The sequence below is a fragment of the Streptococcus sp. 3.1 genome (genome assembly GCF_016648915.1).
GTDB classification, from domain to species: domain Bacteria; phylum Bacillota; class Bacilli; order Lactobacillales; family Streptococcaceae; genus Streptococcus; species Streptococcus salivarius_E.
Map to the genome: position 1 here is coordinate 1 of NZ_JACLQV010000026.1, position 17,717 is coordinate 17,717.

The 17,717-nt window shown below is 40.3% G+C and carries 18 protein-coding genes; 14 read left to right on the plus strand and 4 right to left on the minus strand.

Annotated features, from left to right (window positions below):
• The first annotated feature begins 97 nt into the window (after nucleotides 1-97).
• From H7U02_RS10565 to H7U02_RS10575, 3 genes are all read left to right on the plus strand, one after another.
• On the plus strand, nucleotides 98-499 hold the full coding sequence (locus H7U02_RS10565) for a VOC family protein (protein WP_038676193.1): 402 nt from the start codon (nucleotides 98-100) through the stop codon (nucleotides 497-499).
• A 114-nt stretch (nucleotides 500-613) separates the two neighbouring features.
• Nucleotides 614-1,582 (plus strand): DUF1002 domain-containing protein, encoded by a 969-nt coding sequence (locus tag H7U02_RS10570; RefSeq protein ID WP_038676191.1) that lies wholly within the window; start codon nucleotides 614-616, stop codon nucleotides 1,580-1,582.
• Between the two features lie 139 nt (nucleotides 1,583-1,721).
• Nucleotides 1,722-2,984: an NRAMP family divalent metal transporter gene (locus tag H7U02_RS10575; protein ID WP_038676189.1), complete on the plus strand. Its 1,263-nt coding sequence runs from the start codon at nucleotides 1,722-1,724 to the stop codon at nucleotides 2,982-2,984.
• Between the two features lie 126 nt (nucleotides 2,985-3,110).
• Here the strand turns inward: H7U02_RS10575 and H7U02_RS10580 are convergent, their stop codons facing one another.
• From H7U02_RS10580 to yghU, 4 genes are all read right to left on the minus strand, one after another.
• The gene (locus H7U02_RS10580; RefSeq protein ID WP_003093591.1) at nucleotides 3,111-3,353 is read right to left on the minus strand and encodes a type B 50S ribosomal protein L31; all 243 of its coding nucleotides are present in this window, start codon (nucleotides 3,351-3,353) and stop codon (nucleotides 3,111-3,113) included.
• A gap of 106 nt (nucleotides 3,354-3,459) precedes the next feature.
• The gene (locus H7U02_RS10585) at nucleotides 3,460-4,392 is read right to left on the minus strand and encodes an FAD:protein FMN transferase (RefSeq protein ID WP_037611409.1); all 933 of its coding nucleotides are present in this window, start codon (nucleotides 4,390-4,392) and stop codon (nucleotides 3,460-3,462) included.
• Nucleotides 4,379-5,323: a DHH family phosphoesterase gene (locus H7U02_RS10590; protein WP_004182107.1), complete on the minus strand. Its 945-nt coding sequence runs from the start codon at nucleotides 5,321-5,323 to the stop codon at nucleotides 4,379-4,381. The genes H7U02_RS10585 and H7U02_RS10590 overlap by 14 nt, the downstream gene beginning before the upstream one ends.
• A gap of 80 nt (nucleotides 5,324-5,403) precedes the next feature.
• Nucleotides 5,404-6,192: a glutathione-dependent disulfide-bond oxidoreductase gene (yghU, locus tag H7U02_RS10595; RefSeq protein WP_084914445.1), complete on the minus strand. Its 789-nt coding sequence runs from the start codon at nucleotides 6,190-6,192 to the stop codon at nucleotides 5,404-5,406.
• A 175-nt stretch (nucleotides 6,193-6,367) separates the two neighbouring features.
• Between yghU and add the strand changes: the two genes are divergently transcribed.
• The 11 genes from add to tnpA form a co-directional block, all read left to right on the plus strand.
• On the plus strand, nucleotides 6,368-7,378 hold the full coding sequence (gene add / locus H7U02_RS10600; RefSeq protein ID WP_201043337.1) for an adenosine deaminase: 1,011 nt from the start codon (nucleotides 6,368-6,370) through the stop codon (nucleotides 7,376-7,378).
• 184 nt (nucleotides 7,379-7,562) lie between these two features.
• Nucleotides 7,563-8,159, plus strand: a complete 597-nt coding sequence (locus H7U02_RS10605) for a thymidine kinase (protein WP_073689818.1) — start codon at nucleotides 7,563-7,565, stop codon at nucleotides 8,157-8,159.
• 38 nt (nucleotides 8,160-8,197) lie between these two features.
• On the plus strand, nucleotides 8,198-9,277 hold the full coding sequence (gene prfA, locus H7U02_RS10610) for a peptide chain release factor 1 (RefSeq protein ID WP_002891161.1): 1,080 nt from the start codon (nucleotides 8,198-8,200) through the stop codon (nucleotides 9,275-9,277).
• The gene (prmC, locus tag H7U02_RS10615; RefSeq protein WP_073689819.1) at nucleotides 9,274-10,107 is read left to right on the plus strand and encodes a peptide chain release factor N(5)-glutamine methyltransferase; all 834 of its coding nucleotides are present in this window, start codon (nucleotides 9,274-9,276) and stop codon (nucleotides 10,105-10,107) included. The genes prfA and prmC overlap by 4 nt, the downstream gene beginning before the upstream one ends.
• The gene (locus H7U02_RS10620; RefSeq protein WP_060972471.1) at nucleotides 10,094-10,699 is read left to right on the plus strand and encodes an L-threonylcarbamoyladenylate synthase; all 606 of its coding nucleotides are present in this window, start codon (nucleotides 10,094-10,096) and stop codon (nucleotides 10,697-10,699) included. Before prmC ends, H7U02_RS10620 begins: the two co-directional genes overlap by 14 nt.
• A 93-nt stretch (nucleotides 10,700-10,792) precedes the next feature.
• The gene (gene glyA, locus H7U02_RS10625) at nucleotides 10,793-12,043 is read left to right on the plus strand and encodes a serine hydroxymethyltransferase (RefSeq protein WP_073689820.1); all 1,251 of its coding nucleotides are present in this window, start codon (nucleotides 10,793-10,795) and stop codon (nucleotides 12,041-12,043) included.
• 5 nt (nucleotides 12,044-12,048) lie between these two features.
• Nucleotides 12,049-13,026, plus strand: a complete 978-nt coding sequence (locus H7U02_RS10630; protein ID WP_073689821.1) for a nucleoid-associated protein — start codon at nucleotides 12,049-12,051, stop codon at nucleotides 13,024-13,026.
• 1 nt (nucleotide 13,027) lies between these two features.
• Nucleotides 13,028-13,639, plus strand: coding sequence for a lysozyme family protein (locus H7U02_RS10635; RefSeq protein WP_049545439.1), 612 nt, complete (start codon nucleotides 13,028-13,030; stop codon nucleotides 13,637-13,639).
• Nucleotides 13,640-13,670: 31 nt separating this feature from the next.
• Nucleotides 13,671-15,410: an ABC transporter ATP-binding protein gene (locus tag H7U02_RS10640; RefSeq protein WP_080611976.1), complete on the plus strand. Its 1,740-nt coding sequence runs from the start codon at nucleotides 13,671-13,673 to the stop codon at nucleotides 15,408-15,410.
• The gene (locus H7U02_RS10645) at nucleotides 15,400-17,148 is read left to right on the plus strand and encodes an ABC transporter ATP-binding protein (protein ID WP_080611977.1); all 1,749 of its coding nucleotides are present in this window, start codon (nucleotides 15,400-15,402) and stop codon (nucleotides 17,146-17,148) included. The genes H7U02_RS10640 and H7U02_RS10645 overlap by 11 nt, the downstream gene beginning before the upstream one ends.
• A 162-nt stretch (nucleotides 17,149-17,310) precedes the next feature.
• The coding region (gene tnpA / locus H7U02_RS10650; RefSeq protein WP_070849220.1) for an IS200/IS605 family transposase at nucleotides 17,311-17,717 on the plus strand (407 nt) is incomplete at its 3' end.

Consider the following 17,717-nt stretch of genomic DNA (forward strand, 5'->3'; position numbering starts at 1 on the left):
ATGGGACTTTTTGTGTACACTTAAAAAGCTCTATAATCTCTACAGTGGTTTTACCCACTACAGAAATTATAGAGCCCCTTTTTCTATGGAGGAAAATATGTTTTTAAATACAGTGCACCATGTTGCTATTATTGTTTCTGATTATGACTTGTCTCGAGATTTTTATGTTAATAAACTTGGTTTTGAGATTATTCGGGAAAATCACCGTCCGGAACGCCATGATTATAAGTTAGATCTACGTTGTGGAGATATAGAACTTGAAATCTTTGGCAATAAGACAAGTGATCCGAACTATGTGGAGCCACCCAAACGCCCGTCTTATCCTGAGGCATGTGGCTTACGTCATTTAGCTTTCAGAGTGACTAATATTGAAGAGGTTGTCAAGAGTTTAGAAGAAAAGGGTATTTCCTGCCAACCCATCCGCAAGGACACTTTTACCGGTGAAAAGATGACTTTCTTTGCTGATCCAGATGGTCTCCCCTTGGAGCTGCACGAGTAGTTTTTTTGACCCTAATTATTTAAGTCATGGTATAATAGGTGAACGGCTGAGCCTAGAGTCAGTCGTCCTTTAGGAGATTATGGAATAATATTCTATTTTCGAAAGGAAACACACATGAAATTGAAAAAACTTCTTGTTACTGGGATGGCTATATTGGCTTCAGTAACAGCTTTCACTTCGGTTGCTCAAGCAGCAACCTCATCACAAGTCCAAAAGGTTATTGATGAATCCTATGTTCAGCCTGATTATGTGATGGGCTATTCCTTGTCAGAGGATCAGCGTAATGAAACCCTGAATTTACTGGGATATGATAGTAGTAAGGATACCAATGTTAAGACACTTACGACATCAGCTTATGCAAAAATTATGAACGTTGCTGACGATTCTAGTCTTCAGCTATATTCTTCAGTTAAGATTGCTAAGCTAGGTGCTAAGGAAACCTTGAGTGTAGAGATTGTGACACCGCAAAATATCACGAAAATCACTCCAGATATGTACCGTAATGCTGCAACGACACTTGGTATCGAACACGCCAAGATTACGGTAGCAGCACCAATCGCAGTTACTGGAGAAAGTGCCTTGGCTGGTATTTACTATTCGCTTGAGCAAAATGGGGCTAAGGTTTCTGATGAAAGCAAAGAGCTTGCGCAGGAGGAACTTAAAACCCTTTCTCAAATTAATGAGGAAAATTCAGGCAAGAGTGACTATGATGCCGACAAGCTTAATGTAGCTATGACTGATATTAAGTCAGCAGTTGCTGATAAAGGGGATAAGTTGACTGAAGACCAAGCTAAAACGATTGTTCAGCAGACTATCAATAATTACAACTTGGATCTTTCTGATACGCAAATTAACCTTCTAGTGAATTTTGCTATGAATTTATCTAAGTCTTCAATCATTGACAGTGCTAGCTTTAAGTCAAGCTTGAGATCACTTAAAGATTCTATCGTTTCCAAAGCTGGTAATACTTTCTCTGGAATTAACTTAAACTTTAATGCCAACAAAGCGGTTGAGAACAGCAAAAATATCTTTGCACAAATCTGGCAAGCTATCGTAGATTTCTTTACAGGACTGTCTAAATAGTAAAAGAGCTATCCGTTTGGATGGCTTTTTTCTATTTTTCAGAAAAATGTGAAATACTATTGAAATTATTCCAACAATTGTGTAAAATGGTAAACATCAATTCAGATTATTCTGAAAATTTGTTTTAGGAGATTTTCTTATGTCACAAACAAGTGCAACTAGTCAGTCTACCTGGCGTAGTAAAATAAAAGCAATGGGACCTGGTATCCTAATGGCTTCAGCGGCCGTAGGTGGATCCCACATTGTTTCATCAACCCAAGCGGGTGGTTCTTATGGATGGGCCTTGCTAGGCTTGGTTATTCTTGCTAACCTCTTTAAATACCCATTTTTCCGTTTTGGTGCTGAGTATACCGCAGATACGGGTAAAACCCTCGTTGAAGGTTATGCTGAGAAAGGTAAGTTCTATCTTTGGGTATTCTTCATTTTGAATGTCTTCTCAGCCTTGGTTAATACTGCGGGAGTTTCTATTCTTTGTTCAGCCATCATTGCTAGTGCCTTTCCAATGCTTGGTTTGACTATTACCACATGGTCAATCATTTTGGTTGCCATTATCTGGGGGATGTTACTCTTTGGTGGTTACAAACTTCTTGATGGTATGGCCAAATGGATTATGTCAGCTTTGACTATTGCAACAGTAGCAGCAGTTATTATTGCGGCAATCAAACATCCAGAGTACAGTGCTGACTTCGTTGAAAAAACACCATGGCAGCTCGCAGCCCTTCCATTTATCGTTTCACTTCTTGGATGGATGCCAGCACCAATTGAAATTTCAGCCATTAACTCACTTTGGTCAGCTGAGAAAAAGAAAACTGTTGATTTCAACACTGATGATGCCCTCTTTGACTTTAACGTTGGTTACATCGGAACAGCTATTCTTGCGGTATTCTTTGTAGCACTCGGTGCTCTTATCCAGTACCCAACTGGTAAACCAGTAGAAGCAGCATCAGCTAAGTATATTGCACAGTTTGTTGGTATGTACGCATCAGTGCTTGGTGAGTGGTCACGCTATTTGATTACCTTTATCGCTTTCTTGTGTATCTTTGGTACTGTAATTACCGTTATTGATGGTTACTCACGTGTTAACGAAATTTCTCTTCGTCTTTTGTTTAACCAAAAAGAAAAAAATCAAACACCTTTGAATGTTTGGATGACCTTGACAGCTATTCTTGGTCTCATCATTATTTTCTTCTTCCAAGGTCAAGTAGCAACCATGCTTCGTTTCGCCATGATTGGTTCATTCCTTACAACACCTTTCTTTGCGCTTTTGAATTACGTACTTGTTACAAAAGAGAAGAAAGACCTTCCAACTTGGTTGAAAGGACTTGCCATTGCAGGTTTGATCTTCTTGTTCGGATTTGCCCTCTTCTTTATCTGGGCTTTGGCTATTGGTAAAGCAGGTTAATAGGAATAAACGGTTTCCATATGGAAGCTGTTTTTTTATTTTATAAATATGGGAGTAGGAGAGCTTATACCCAAGAGCATACAAAAAAACCATTCCAATCGGAATGGTTTAACAACAAGATGTTGCTTATTTGAGACCGTATTTTTTGTTGAAACGATCCACGCGTCCGTCTGCTTGTGTGAATTTTTGACGGCCAGTGTAGAATGGGTGTGAATCTGATGAAATTTCTACACGGATAAGTGGGTAAGTTTCACCTTCGAATTCAACTGTTTCGTTTGAGTGTTTAGTTGAACCGCTAAGGAATTGGTAACCAGTAGTTGTGTCCATGAATACTACTTGACGGTAATCTGGATGGATATCTTTTTTCATGTTAAAATATTTCCTTTCTGCCATGGTACTTTCCGCACCATAGTTTTTTTTAACTATTTTAGTTTATCAAAAGGTGGTCTACTTGACAAGTCTTTTTTACTATTTTTTAGGAAATTCGCATTTTGTAAATGCCACCTGTCTGAAAGCAGTGATTGTCTTTATCAACGATGATTGCTTCAAGCTCAGCTTGTGAACTAACTTCTTGGAATATGTGTTCGAGACTAGAGCCAAATAAGCGGGTTGTCCAAATTTCACCGTCCACTGAGAGGGATGAAATAATGGTAAGGCTGGCTAGGTCACTGGAGACTGGATAACCAGTTTGGCTATCAAAAATATGATGGTAGGTTTTGCCATCTATCTCAAAAGTACGTTCATAGATTCCCGAAGTGACAACAGACTGGTCTCTTATAGCAAGCACCATAAGATTTGTGTTTCTTGTCTCCTTAGGATTTTGAATACCAATGCGCCATTTTTGGTCAGGATTATGGAGAGCTGGTCCAAAGGTTAGGACATTACCTCCGAGATTGATTAGGGCGCTGGTTACTTTTTTAGCTTTAAGAAAATCTGCAATACGATCTGCAATATATCCCTTTGCCAGAGCACCAAGATCAATTTTCATCCCTTTTTCTTTGAGAAAAACACTTTGATTTTCCTCGGATAGAAGAATGGCGTTGGGATTGATGATATCTAGGAGCGGACGAATTTCTTCAGGAAGAGGCAGCTTAGCATCAGAAAAACCAATGCGCCAAGTCTGAATGAGAGGCCCGATAGCAATATTAAGGTGACTTCCAGGTTGGCAGCTATGCCATTTTCCAAGAGAAATAAGTTCAAAAAGCTCTGGGTGAACTGTCACTGGATGTAAGCCTGCTGCCTTGTTAATTTTCATGAGTTCGGAACTGTCGTCATTGGCTGAGAAGCGCTTATTGTAGGTATGTAGAAGTGCTTCAACTTGGTCTAGCAGGGGTTCTGGTTCTTTATGATAGATAGAGACGTCAATCACAGTTCCCATGAGACGTACACGACGATTAGTGAGTTGCATGGGCAACTGTATCCTTGATTTCTTGATAGATTTGTTCGTTTTCTTCTAAGCTGTAGGAATTTGCCCCACTAGCTAGTGGGTGGCCGCCACCATCATGGCGTTTGGCAATCTCGTTGATGACAATGCTTTTACTACGTAGACGGACACGGTAATGTCCTTCAGGCTGCTCTACGAAAATAGCCCAAGATTCGACACAATCAATACGGCCTGGAGTTCCAACAATGGCAGAACTTTCAGCATCAGTGACATTGAATTCATCCAAAATCTTTCGTGTCAAGACAACTCGAGCTGCACCATTTTCATCGACTTCTAGATTATCGAAAACATAACCTTGTAGTTTAGCAATTTTGAAAGGAAAACTGTCCATACGACGAGCCATTGCTGCAAAATCAAAGTCGTATTCACGAAGTTTAGCCGCGATTTGAAGTGTTTTAGGAGTAGTAGATGGAAAGAGGAAGCGACCTGTATCGCCAACAATACCATTGTAGAGAACACGCGCAGCAGCATCTGACAAGGAAAGGCCAAGGCTGAGGGCCCAGTCTGTCACAATTTCGCTGGCGCTTGAAGCAGTCGTATCAACAAGTAGAAGGTCACCGTAGGCATCATCGTTAGGATGATGGTCAATTTTGATAAGGAAGTCACCTTTATCATAACGATCGTCGTCGATACGAGGGGTGTTGGCAGTATCGGTAACAATAACAAGTGCCCCTTCATAGTCTTGATCAGCTACCTCGTCCATCTCAGCAATCCAAGATAAGGTAGGTTCATTGACACCTGTCGCAAGAACCTTTTTATCTGGAAAGTTTGTTTTTAAAATTTCCTTCAGTCCTACCTGACTACCAATGGCATCTGGGTCAGGTCTTTGGTGGCGGTGGATAATAATAGTGTCGTAGGCTTTGATTTTTTCTAAAATAGCTTGAAATACAGTCATGAATGTCTCCTTGTGATTTTGCTTCTATTATATCATGAAACAATAGAAAAACGGTTAGCCTAGGCAAACCGTTATAAAAATTAGATTTCTTTATAGTCGACTTCAAGTCCTCGTTTAACTGCTGGACGGTCGGCAATTTTTTCAGTCCAAGCTTGAAGATGCTTGTATTCTTTAACATCAAGGAAAATACCAGCCTTATCCCAAATCTTATCTTGAGCAAGACGGCCATACCAAGACCAGATAGCGATATCAGCGATAGTATATTCATCGCCAGCAATATAAGGTTTGGTTGCTAATTCTTTATCGAGCAAGTCGAGTTGGCGTTTGGCTTCCATGGCAAAACGGTTGATGGCATATTCGATTTTTTCAGGTGCATAGTGGAAGAAGTGCCCAAAGCCACCACCTAGAAAAGGAGCAGCACCTGTTTGCCAAAAGAGCCAGTTGAGAACTTCCGTACGTTTTCCGTGATCAGTTGGAATGAGTTTGCCGAATTTTTCAGCCAAGTAAAGGAGGATGTTAGCTGATTCGAAGACACGAACTGGTTGGTCTTCAGAGTAATCCATCATGGCTGGAATCTTTGAGTTTGGATTGATTGAAACAAAGTCTGAGCCGAATTGATCACCGTCACCAATCTTAATACGATAAGCGTCATAACCTGCTTGAGTTACACCAAGTTCTTTCAATTCTTCCAGCATGATAGTTGCCTTGATACCATTTGGTGTCGGAAGAGTATAGAGTTGGAAAGGTTGGTCACCTTTAGGTAAAGTTTGTTCAAAACGTGCACCAGCTGTAGGTTGATTGAGGCCACCCCAGGCACCTCCCATAGAGGTTAGGTTTTCCCAAACTTCTGGTAAAATATAGTCAGACATAAAGTTTCTCCTTGTATTCTTGATAGTTACATCCTAACAAAATGCTAATGGCATTTCAAGAATCTACTACGTCCTATTAGGCGTGACACCTTGACTTTTTCCATAAGAATGATAAGATAGTAAAAATTAATTTTTATCTGATAAAAAAACATATTGTTTAGAGAGGAAGAAAAGAATGACTGCTATTGATTTTCATAAGTTGGCTAAAACAGAACTACACTGCCATTTGGATGGTTCTCTATCATTGGAAACCATTCGTCACCTAGCTGACTTGGCACAGATTGAGTTACCTGAGGACGATGCGGAGCTCAAACATCATGTGACAGCACCGGCTACCTGTGAGAGTCTCCTAGATTATCTTGAGGCTTTTGATTATATTCGTCCTTTGCTTCAAACAAAGGAAGCCTTGACTATTGCGGCTTATGATGTCGCAAAACAGGCTGCTCTTGAAAATGTCATCTATATTGAAGTGCGTTTTGCTCCAGAATTGTCAATGGATAAGGGATTGACTGTCGCTGAGACCATTGATGCTGTTTGTCAAGGCTTACGTCAAGCTCAAGAAGAATTTGGTATTGTAGCCAAGGCCCTAGTTTGTGGCATGCGCCAATCAGATCAAGAATTAACGGCTCGTATTCTTGATGAAGCAAATGAAGTTGAAAATAGTGACTTTGTTGGTTTTGATTTTGCTGGAGATGAACATCATTATGGACCTAAAGCGATTAAACCTTTGATTGAACAAGTCCAAAGTTACAACCGTCCGATGACTTTTCATGCTGGTGAGTGTGGTTGCCCTGCCTTTTTGGCTGAGTCGATTGCCATGGGAATTAAGCGTAATGGCCATGCAACGATTTTGGCTCAAAAACCCGAGCTTTTGGAAGAGTTTGTCAAAAATGGTGTCACAGGAGAGTTATGTTTAACAAGTAATCTGCAGACTAAAGCAGCCGTTACAGTTGCTGATTTTCCTTATCTAAAAATGAAAGCAGCAGGTGCGAATATTACCATTAATACGGACAATCGTACCGTTTCTGATACAAACTTAACCAAGGAATACGAACTCTATCACAAGCATTTTGATAGCTCAGTGCAAGACTTTTATGCTCATAATAAGACGGCAATCGAAGCTTCATTTGCTAGTGACGAGGAGAAAGAAGAACTTCTTGAAAAATTGGCTAAAGCCTATTCATAAGAAGCTATTAGACTGGTGAAACGTTATCAGGGTGATAAGATTGAACCATTTGAAACACAAGTCAAACCTATTATAAAAATAAGGGAGTGAGGCGAACTTTTTTCAAAAATTGTTCAGTCTCCCTCCCTTTTACGCTTAGAATTATGATAAAATAAGTACAATACATATTTTAGAGGAGACTGGTTTGGCACAACTTTATTTTCGCTATGGCACTATGAATTCTGGGAAATCCATTGAAATTCTTAAGGTTGCCTATAATTACGAAGAACAAGGAAAACCAGTAGTATTGTTGACCAGTCGTTTGGATAATCGAGATGGGGTCGGCTATATCTCTAGTCGTATTGGCATGAAACGGAAGGCATATCCTATTGGTGATGATACGGATATTTTTGGTTACATTGCTAATATGGATCCACGACCTTACTGTGTTTTAGTTGATGAGGCTCAGTTTTTGACCCGTGCGAATGTCTATGATTTGGCACGAATTGTTGATGAGTTAGATATCCCAGTGATGGCTTTTGGTCTCAAAAATGATTTTCAGAACAATCTCTTTGAAGGTTCTAAATACCTTTTGCTTTTGTCTGATAAGATTGATGAGATCAAGACCATTTGTCATTATTGCTCGAGAAAGGCAACCATGGTTCTTCGTATGGAAGATGGGAAGCCAGTTTATGAGGGAGCACAAGTTCAAATTGGAGGACACGAGAGTTATATCTCTGTTTGCCGAAAGCACTGGTTTAATCCACCTCACGAAAACATAATCCCTTTGAATAAGGACTAAAAATGACTATTAGTTATAATAAGGAGAAAAGATAACAGATGAATATTTATGATCAGTTACAAGCGGTTGAAGACCGCTATGAGGAATTGGGTGAATTGCTTAGTGACCCTGAAGTAGTTTCAGACACTAAACGGTTCATGGAGTTGTCACGTGAAGAAGCAAATACTCGTGAAACTGTGACAGCTTACCGTGAGTACAAGCAAGTCATCCAAAGTATCTCAGATGCTGAAGAGATGATTAAGGAAGCAAGCGGTGATCCTGACTTGGAAGAAATGGCTAAGGAAGAACTCAAAGAATCCAAAGCCGCTAAGGAAGAGTACGAAGAACGTTTGAAAATTCTTCTTTTGCCAAAAGACCCTAATGATGACAAGAATATTATCCTTGAAATCCGTGGGGCTGCAGGTGGTGATGAAGCTGCCTTGTTTGCGGGTGACCTTCTAGCTATGTACCAAAAATACGCAGAAACACAAGGTTGGCGCTTTGAGGTTATGGAAGCCTCTTATAATGGTGTCGGTGGTATCAAAGAAGTGGTTGCCATGGTTTCAGGGCAATCCGTGTATTCTAAACTCAAATATGAATCAGGAGCACACCGTGTGCAACGTGTGCCTGTGACTGAAAGTCAAGGTCGTGTTCATACCTCTACAGCAACTGTTTTGGTTATGCCAGAAGTTGAAGAAGTAGAGTACGAAATTGACCCTAAGGACCTTCGTGTCGATATCTATCACGCTTCTGGTGCCGGTGGTCAGAACGTCAATAAGGTTGCGACTGCGGTTCGTATGGTTCACATTCCTACTGGAATCAAAGTAGAGATGCAAGAAGAACGTACACAACAGAAGAACCGTGATAAAGCTATGAAGATTATCCGTGCGCGTGTTGCGGACCACTTTGCACAAATCGCTCAAGATGAACAAGATGCTGAGCGTAAATCGACTGTTGGTACAGGGGATCGTTCAGAGCGTATCCGTACTTACAACTTCCCGCAAAACCGTGTAACTGATCACCGTATTGGTTTGACCCTTCAAAAGCTTGATACAATTCTAGCTGGTAAATTAGATGAAGTTGTGGATGCCTTGGTTCTTTATGATCAAACTCAAAAATTGGAAGAGCTTAACAAATGATTTTAGCGGATGTCCTGGATGACTATGAGAAGCAGCTTGATGCTGTTGGTGAAGAGCCAGAGGCCCTTTCCTTCGTTTATCGTGGTTTGAAGCAATGGGACTTGACTCATTTTGTTCTTCAATTGCGTCAAGAAGTTTCAGATGAAGATGCAGAGTTGTTAGCTTATGTATTCAGCCAACTAATGAATCACAAGCCTGCTCAGTATATTTTGGGCTATGAAGACTTTCATGGCTTGCGTTTTCAGGTTGATGAGCGTGTCTTGATTCCACGTCCTGAAACTGAGGAACTAGTGGATTTGATTTTAGCGGAAAACCCTAGCTCAGAGCTCAAGATTCTTGATATCGGAACTGGGAGTGGTGCTATTTCGGTATCTCTGAAAAAGAGTTGCCCCTTTTGGCAAGTAACAGCTAGTGACTTGTCAGCTGACGCCTTAGTACTTGCTAAAGAGAATGCTATACTAAATCAGGTAGACATTAGCTTTGTGCAATCGGATGTTTTCGAAAATACTTCTGGTAGTTTTGATATCATTGTGTCAAATCCTCCCTATATTTCTGAAAATGATAAGAACGAAGTTGGTACTAATGTTTTGGCTAGCGAGCCCAAAATGGCTCTGTTTGCTGATGAAGAGGGACTTGCTATTTATAGACAGATTATTGAGGACGCAGACAAGTATTTAACTCCAAAAGGAAAGCTCTACTTTGAAATTGGCTATAAGCAGGGCCGTGATTTGAAGAAACTCTTGTCTCTACATTTTCCTGATAAGCGTGTGCGTGTTCTTAAGGACCAATTTGGGCAAGATAGAATGGTCGTGATGGATGATGAAAAGTAATAAAGTGTTAAGAGAAATCTTGGCTGACGGTGGAGCAGTTGTCCTTCCTACAGAGACTGTTTATGGTCTATTTGCTAAGGCTTTAGATGAGCAAGCTGTTGACCATGTTTATGAGCTAAAAAATCGTCCCAGAGATAAAGCCATGAATTTGAATGTCGCTTCTTATGAAGATATCTTGTCCTATTCAAAAGATCAACCCAAGTATTTGAAACAATTGTATGATGCTTTTTTGCCTGGACCTTTGACTATCATTTTAAAGGCTAATGATCAAGTCCCTAAGTGGATTAATTCAGGATTGGCGACAGTTGGCTTCCGTTTGCCAGACCATCCTGTCACTAGAGAGCTGATTCAAGCGGAAGGGCCTTTGATTGGTCCATCTGCTAATAAGTCTGGGAAGGCTAGTGGTCGTTATTTCGACGATATTAGAGTACAATTTGATTTTCAGGTGACTGGCTATCAAGATGATGATGCCTTGTTAGGTGTAGATTCGACGATTTTGGATTTGTCTGTTTCACCTGCTAGGATTCTCAGACAAGGGAAAATTACAAAAGAAGACCTATTGGCGGCTCTACCAGAGTTGACCATAGAATAAATGACTAACAGAGACCTATGGAAGTGTGAGATAACTTCCAACTATATGTGGGTGAGTTGATTGAAACCCCCTTAGACCTCAAAGGAGACCTCTATGATTTTTGATAAAGAAGATTACAAAGCATTTGACCCTGAACTATGGAACGCCATCGATGCTGAGGCTGAACGCCAACAAAACAATATTGAGTTGATTGCCTCTGAGAACGTGGTATCTAAAGCTGTTATGGCTGCTCAAGGAACTCTCTTGACTAACAAGTACGCAGAAGGCTATCCAGGTAAACGTTACTATGGTGGTACAGACGTGATTGATGTGGTTGAGTCTCTTGCTATTGAGCGTGCCAAAGAACTTTTTGGAGCAAAATTTGCCAACGTGCAACCTCACTCAGGTAGCCAAGCCAATGCTGCTGTTTACATGTCATTAATCCAACCAGGTGATACGGTTATGGGAATGGATTTGTCAGCGGGTGGTCACTTGACACACGGTGCACCAGTTAGCTTCTCTGGTAAGACCTATAACTTCGTCGCTTACAATGTGGATAAGGATACTGAACTCCTTGATTATGATGCCATTCTTGCGCAGGCTAAAGAAGTGCAACCAAAACTCATCGTGGCTGGTGCTTCAGCTTACTCTCGTATCATTGATTTTGCTAAATTCCGTGAAATTGCCGATGCTGTAGGTGCTTATCTCATGGTAGATATGGCTCACATTGCAGGTCTTGTGGCGTCTGGTCATCACCCAAGTCCAGTTCCTCATGCACATGTGACAACTACAACAACTCACAAGACGCTCCGTGGTCCTCGCGGTGGTTTGATTTTGACTGATGATGAAGCTATCGCTAAGAAATTGAATTCTGCAGTCTTCCCTGGTTTGCAAGGTGGCCCTTTGGAACACGTTATTGCTGCTAAGGCTGTTGCTCTTAAAGAAGCACTTGACCCTGCCTTTAAGGAATACGGTGAAAATGTTATCAAAAACGCAGCTGCTATGGCTGATGTTTTCAATCAACATCCAGATTTCCGTGTTATCTCAGGTGGCACTAACAATCACCTCTTCTTGGTTGATGTGACTAAGGTTGTTGAAAATGGTAAGGTTGCGCAAAACGTTCTTGAAGAAGTTAATATTACTTTGAACAAGAATGGTATTCCTTATGAGCAGTTGTCTCCATTCAAAACATCTGGTATCCGTGTTGGTAGTCCAGCCATTACGAGTCGTGGTATGGGTGAAGCTGAGAGCCGTAAAATTGCTGAATTAATGGTACAAGCTTTGGAAAATCATGATAAACCTGAAGTTTTGGAACACATTCGTGGAGAAGTTAAAGCTCTTACAGATGCCTTCCCACTCTATTAAAAACTATGTTAGATTTATATATTAAACGCATTATCATTCACCAGTTTTCGCCAAATGATACGGAGCTGGTTTTAGCTGAAGGACCTCTTGAAATAACGCCTCGCTTAGATGAGTATTTTCGAAAGAAACTCTCTAAAGTTTTCTCAGATGAGGCTAAACGGGGCTATTTCGATGCGGAAAATGTTTTTATCAGTCATCTAGGAGATGATTTGATGGAAAGTTCTGTTAAAATTTCCCAACTTTGGAAGGAAGAATTTGTCATTTCTGAAGATCAAAAGACCAATGATTTGGTCTTTATTCAGTTTGATAAAGAAGGGCAAGAATATTTTGCTTTCTTGCGTATTGCTCTCAAGGACAGTTTGATTCATTCTTTGGGAGATGGCCAACATCCTATTCAATTGTCACAAAATAATTTGCCATCTGCGGCTCAGACACCTGATGAAGCTTTGGTAATCAATCGTAGTAGTAAGCAGTATTATTTGATTGAAAAGCGAATCAAGCATAATGGAAGCTTTGCCAATTATTTCTCTGAAAATCTCTTGCAGGTCCAACCTGAGCAGTCTGTAAAAAAATCAATTAAGATGGTTGAAGATACTGCTCAGAAGATTGCTGAGAATTTTAATCAGGATGACTTTAACTTCCAAGGAAAAATGAAATCAGCTATTTTTAATAACCTGGAAGAAGACCAAGAGTTATCACCTGAAAAATTGGCAGATCAGCTCTTTGATAATAATTTGACAGCTCGTTTGACCTTCGTTGATGAGCTTAAAGAGGTTATTCCTGAACCCATTTCGGTTTCAGATATTGACCATTCACGTCAAATTAAGAAATTGGAGAATCAAAAATTATCGTTATCGAACGGAATTGAGTTAATCGTGCCTAATAATGTTTATCAGGATGCCGATAGTGTTGAATTTATTCAAAATCCTGATGGCACCTACTCTATTCTCATCAAAAATATCGAGGATATCATCAATAAATAATATGTTTAAATGGATAAGACGTCTGGCAGTTTTTGTCGTAGTCCTCATCTTAGGTATCCAATGTTATCGAATCCATGCCAATGTTCAACATGTCTTAACCTATGAATCCATGGTTAAGGAGGTATTGGCTGAGGACGACATTGATAATACAACCAATGTCGATTTGGTGTTGGCTATGATTTACACAGAAACCAAGGGGAAGACAGATGACGTGATGCAGTCCAGTGAAAGTTCTACAGGGGTGACTAACTCCATCACAGATCGAAAAGAAAGTATTCGTCAAGGGGTGACGGTGCTGTCAGAAAATCTGGAAGAAGCTGCCCACCATAAGGTGGATCCTTGGACAGCAGTACAAGCTTATAATTTTGGTAAGGCCTATATCGATTATGTGGCTGATAATGGTGGAGTTAACACCGTCGAATTAGCAAAAGCTTATTCAAAAAATGTCGTTGCTCCGAGTCTAGGAAATATCAGTGGAGAAACTTACACCTATTACCAACCGGTTGCCATGTACTATGGTGGCGGAAAACTTTATACAAATGGCGGAAATATTTATTACGCCAAAGAAGTGCAGTTTAACCTCTTTTTGATGCGTATGTTCTCTCGTCTCTAAGAGGATACGCTTCATTCTTAAGGAAAGACAAATGAAAGCATTATTAGTTTATTTTAAAGGATATGTCAAAGACAGCATCCTGGGACCCGTTTTTAAATTAATCGAAGCCAGTTTCGAACTTTTGGTCCCACTAGTCATTGCTGGAATTGTCGACACAACTATTCCAAATAAAGACAAAAATCATCTCTTTTTGATGATTTTTGTCTTGTTTGGACTTGCCGTTATTGGTGTTGTCGTTGCTATTTCAGCACAGTATTTTTCATCAAGAGCAGCAGTTGGTTATGCGCGAGTGTTGACTAATGACCTCTATGCGAAAATCATGCGTTTATCAAAGGAAAAGCGGGATGAGATTGGAACGTCAAGTTTGGTAACACGCTTGACTGGTGACACCTTTCAAATCCAAACGGGGATAAATCAATTTTTGAGGCTCTTTTTGAGGGCACCAATTATTGTGACAGGAGCCATTATTATGGCATTCCGAATCAGTCCACGCTTGACCCTCTGGTTTCTTGGTATGGTCTTGGTATTGACCCTTATTATTGTACTAGCTAGTCGCATCGTCAATCCTTTATATGCCAAGATTCGAGTGATTAATGAGTCAATTGTTACTAATACGCGCCAACAACTTGAAGGTATGAGGGTTATTCGTGCCTTTGGTCAGAGTGAGCGTGAATTAGATAACTTCACGACTGTTAATAAAGACCTGAAGAAGTGGCAACTCAAAACAGGCGTGATAGCAAGTCTCATTGGTCCTTTGACTTTCTTAGTTGTTAATATGACTTTGATTGCTGTCCTTTGGCAAGGAAATCTGCAAATTCAAGGTGGGCTCTTGTCTCAAGGGATGCTGATTGCTCTGGTCAACTATCTCTTGCAAATTTTGACGGAGCTTCTTAAATTGGCTATGATGTTGACCAATCTTAACCAGAGCTTTATTTCGGCGAAAAGGGTACAAGCTATTTTTGAACTCCAAGATGAGGATATTGAGGCACCTTTAGAAGTCCGAACTTCTAGTCAGGCTTCAACTGTGCTAGCTATTGACCACATGACCTTTACCTATCCGACAGCTAGTCAACCGTCACTAAAAGAGATTGATTTAAAGATTGCTAGAGGTGAGTCACTGGGTATTATTGGTGGTACTGGTTCGGGTAAATCGACCTTGGTAAACTTAATCATGAACTTATATCAGCCTCAGATTGGTTCTTTAGCTATTTTCAAAAATCAACAATCACCAAAAAATCTTAAAGAGTGGCGTTCTTGGGTTGCTTATGTCCCACAAAAAGCTGAGTTATTTAGGGGAACCATTCGTTCAAACTTGTCACTAGGACTTGACCACGAACCAAGTGATAAGGAATTGTGGCATGCTCTTGACATGGCTCAGGCTGCTGATTTTGTAAAAGACAAAGACCTTGGTTTAGATGAGCCTGTTGAGTCGTTTGGCCGTAATTTTTCAGGTGGTCAACGTCAGCGCTTGACTATTGCGCGAGCGCTGATGCGTCCAGCGCCGTTCTTGATTTTGGATGACTCAACCTCAGCCCTAGATTACCTGACTGAAAGTCGCCTACTAGCGGCTATTAGAGATAATCTTAAATCAACTAGTTTGATTATTATTTCGCAAAGAACAAATAGCCTAAAAGCAGTTGATCAAATTTTGGTGCTTGATAAGGGGCATCAAGTTGGCTTGGGAAATCATGAAGCATTGCTTAACACTAATAAACTCTATCAAGACATTCATTATTCTCAACACCACAAGGAGGTCGCTGATGAAGGCTAGAAATAATAAATCAACGCTTAAACGTTTAAGCAGAGATATCTTAAGCCAGCGTTACCTCTTTGCCTTAGCAACTATTGGGACCATTGTTCAAGTTGCCTTAACGGTTTACTTACCTATCTTAATTGGTGATGCAGTTGATGCTGTTCTTAAGATGAATGCCGTTCTTTTGATGTCACGTTTAATATGGCAGATGCTTGTAGTTGTCATAGCCAATAGTGCGATTCAGTGGCTAAATCCTTTAATTTATAACCGTTTGATTTATTCTTATAGTGAAAGTTTACGTGAGAGAGTCATGCTGAAAATTCATGCCATGCCTCTCAGTTACCTTGACCGTCAAGGAACTGGAGATATGGTTAGCCGTGTGACTACAGATAGTGACCAATTAAATAACGGACTTCTCATGGTCTTTAACCAATTTTTCGTCGGGCTTTTGACTATATTTGTTATTATCATTACCATGGCTCGTTTGGACTGGTTCATGATGCTCTTAGTTCTAGTGATGACACCCCTGTCAATGCTTGTGGCACGTTTTATCGCCAAGAAGAGCTATCAACTCTATCGCAATCAAACCAAATGGCGAGGCATGCAGACTCAGTTGATTGAGGAAAGTTTGACTCAAGAAGCCTTAGTACAGAGTTTAAATGCTCAAGACCAGATGGTTAGGAATTTTAAAGACGTCAATGGTAAGTATGCTGATTATTCACAGGGAGCCATCTTTTATTCGTCAGCGGTTAACCCAGCTACACGCTTTGTTAATAGTCTGATTTATGCTCTCATTGCAGGTGTTGGAGCCTATCGTATCATGTCAGGTGGCGCATTTACAGTGGGACAATTGACTACCTTCCTAAACTATGTCACTCAGTATACGAAGCCTTTCAATGACATTTCGTCTGTTCTTTCAGAACTTCAAAGTGCTTTGGCTTGTGCCGACCGCCTTTATATGATTTTAGATGAAGATGAAATACCAGAAACAGGCAATGTGGTTTTGGAAGAAGCAGATTTGCAAGGACATTTTAAATTTGACCATGTTCAATTTGGTTATTTGCCTAATAAACCTCTTATCAGGGATTTGAGCATTGATATACCTGCGGCAAGTACTGTTGCCATTGTTGGCCCTACAGGAGCAGGCAAATCTACCCTCATTAACCTGCTCATGCGTTTCTATGATTTGGACAAGGGTCAAATTTTACTAGACGGTAGACCTATTACAGATTATACCCGTGAGAGTCTTCGCAAGCAGATTGGGATGGTTCTACAGGAAACTTGGCTTGAGGTCGGCACTATTCATGATAATATTGCCTATGGAAATCCAGAAGCCAGTCGTGAAGAAGTCATAGCAGCGGCCAAAGCTGCCAATGCAGATTTCTTTATTCAGCAGTTGCCTCAAGGCTATGACACCTACTTGAATGATGCGGGGCAATCCCTTTCTCAGGGGCAACGTCAGCTTTTGACCATTGCTCGCATATTTGTCAGTGTGCCTAAAATCTTAATCTTAGATGAAGCCACTTCTAGTATCGATACCCGTACAGAGCTTCTCATTCAAGAGGCTTTCGCTAAATTAATGAAAGGTCGAACAAGTTTCATCATTGCCCATCGATTGTCTACCATCGAAAATGCGGACCTTATTTTGGTCATGAATAATGGGGATATCGTTGAACACGGAACCCATGAACAACTGATGCAAGCTAAGGGAATGTACTATCGTATGCAGACGGCCCAAAAGACACAAAATAGTTAAATCCGACAGAGCTTTTAAGCTCTGTTTTTTTGTCTCACGAAAACCACTAGCTGTGCTAGTGGTTCCGAAAAGCTTTTAGCGATGTATCAAAAAAGTCCCCTAAAGTGTTATATTAGATAAGGTTTCCCGACCGCTAACTAATATACAAAAGGAGGACCCCTGATGAGACAGGATAATAATAGTTTAGCACATACTACATGGAATTGTAAGTATCATATTGTGTTCGCACCCAAATATCGACGTCAGATAATTTATGGGAAATACAAAGCAAGTATTGGTCAAATCTTACGATTATTATGCGAAAGAAAAGGTGTTGAAATTCATGAAGCAGAAGCTTGCCCAGATCATATTCACATGTTGGTGAGTATACCACCGAAACTAAGTATTTCCTCATTTATGGGATATTTAAAGGGCAAAAGTAGCTTAATGATATTTGATCGACACGCTAATTTAAAGTATAAATATGGGAATCGCAAATTTTGGTGTCGAGGGTTTTATGTTGATACGGTTGGACGAAATCAGAAGCGAATTGAAGAATATATTCGTAATCAATTACAAGAAGACGTGAT

Excerpts from the sequence above, each read along its gene's own strand:
- yghU (WP_084914445.1), bottom strand. The coding sequence starts at position 6,192 with ATGTCTGACTATATTTTACCAGAAGTTTGGGAAAACCTAACCTCTATG.
- H7U02_RS10640 (WP_080611976.1), top strand. The coding sequence starts at position 13,671 with ATGAAAGCATTATTAGTTTATTTTAAAGGATATGTCAAAGACAGCATC.
- H7U02_RS10575 (WP_038676189.1), top strand. The coding sequence starts at position 1,722 with ATGTCACAAACAAGTGCAACTAGTCAGTCTACCTGGCGTAGTAAAATA.
- H7U02_RS10645 (WP_080611977.1), top strand. The coding sequence starts at position 15,400 with ATGAAGGCTAGAAATAATAAATCAACGCTTAAACGTTTAAGCAGAGAT.
- H7U02_RS10620 (WP_060972471.1), top strand. The coding sequence starts at position 10,094 with ATGATGAAAAGTAATAAAGTGTTAAGAGAAATCTTGGCTGACGGTGGA.
- add (WP_201043337.1), top strand. The coding sequence starts at position 6,368 with ATGACTGCTATTGATTTTCATAAGTTGGCTAAAACAGAACTACACTGC.
- glyA (WP_073689820.1), top strand. The coding sequence starts at position 10,793 with ATGATTTTTGATAAAGAAGATTACAAAGCATTTGACCCTGAACTATGG.
- H7U02_RS10585 (WP_037611409.1), bottom strand. The coding sequence starts at position 4,392 with ATGCAACTCACTAATCGTCGTGTACGTCTCATGGGAACTGTGATTGAC.
- prfA (WP_002891161.1), top strand. The coding sequence starts at position 8,198 with ATGAATATTTATGATCAGTTACAAGCGGTTGAAGACCGCTATGAGGAA.
- H7U02_RS10580 (WP_003093591.1), bottom strand. The coding sequence starts at position 3,353 with ATGAAAAAAGATATCCATCCAGATTACCGTCAAGTAGTATTCATGGAC.
- prmC (WP_073689819.1), top strand. The coding sequence starts at position 9,274 with ATGATTTTAGCGGATGTCCTGGATGACTATGAGAAGCAGCTTGATGCT.
- H7U02_RS10630 (WP_073689821.1), top strand. The coding sequence starts at position 12,049 with ATGTTAGATTTATATATTAAACGCATTATCATTCACCAGTTTTCGCCA.
- H7U02_RS10570 (WP_038676191.1), top strand. The coding sequence starts at position 614 with ATGAAATTGAAAAAACTTCTTGTTACTGGGATGGCTATATTGGCTTCA.
- H7U02_RS10590 (WP_004182107.1), bottom strand. The coding sequence starts at position 5,323 with ATGACTGTATTTCAAGCTATTTTAGAAAAAATCAAAGCCTACGACACT.
- H7U02_RS10635 (WP_049545439.1), top strand. The coding sequence starts at position 13,028 with ATGTTTAAATGGATAAGACGTCTGGCAGTTTTTGTCGTAGTCCTCATC.
- H7U02_RS10565 (WP_038676193.1), top strand. The coding sequence starts at position 98 with ATGTTTTTAAATACAGTGCACCATGTTGCTATTATTGTTTCTGATTAT.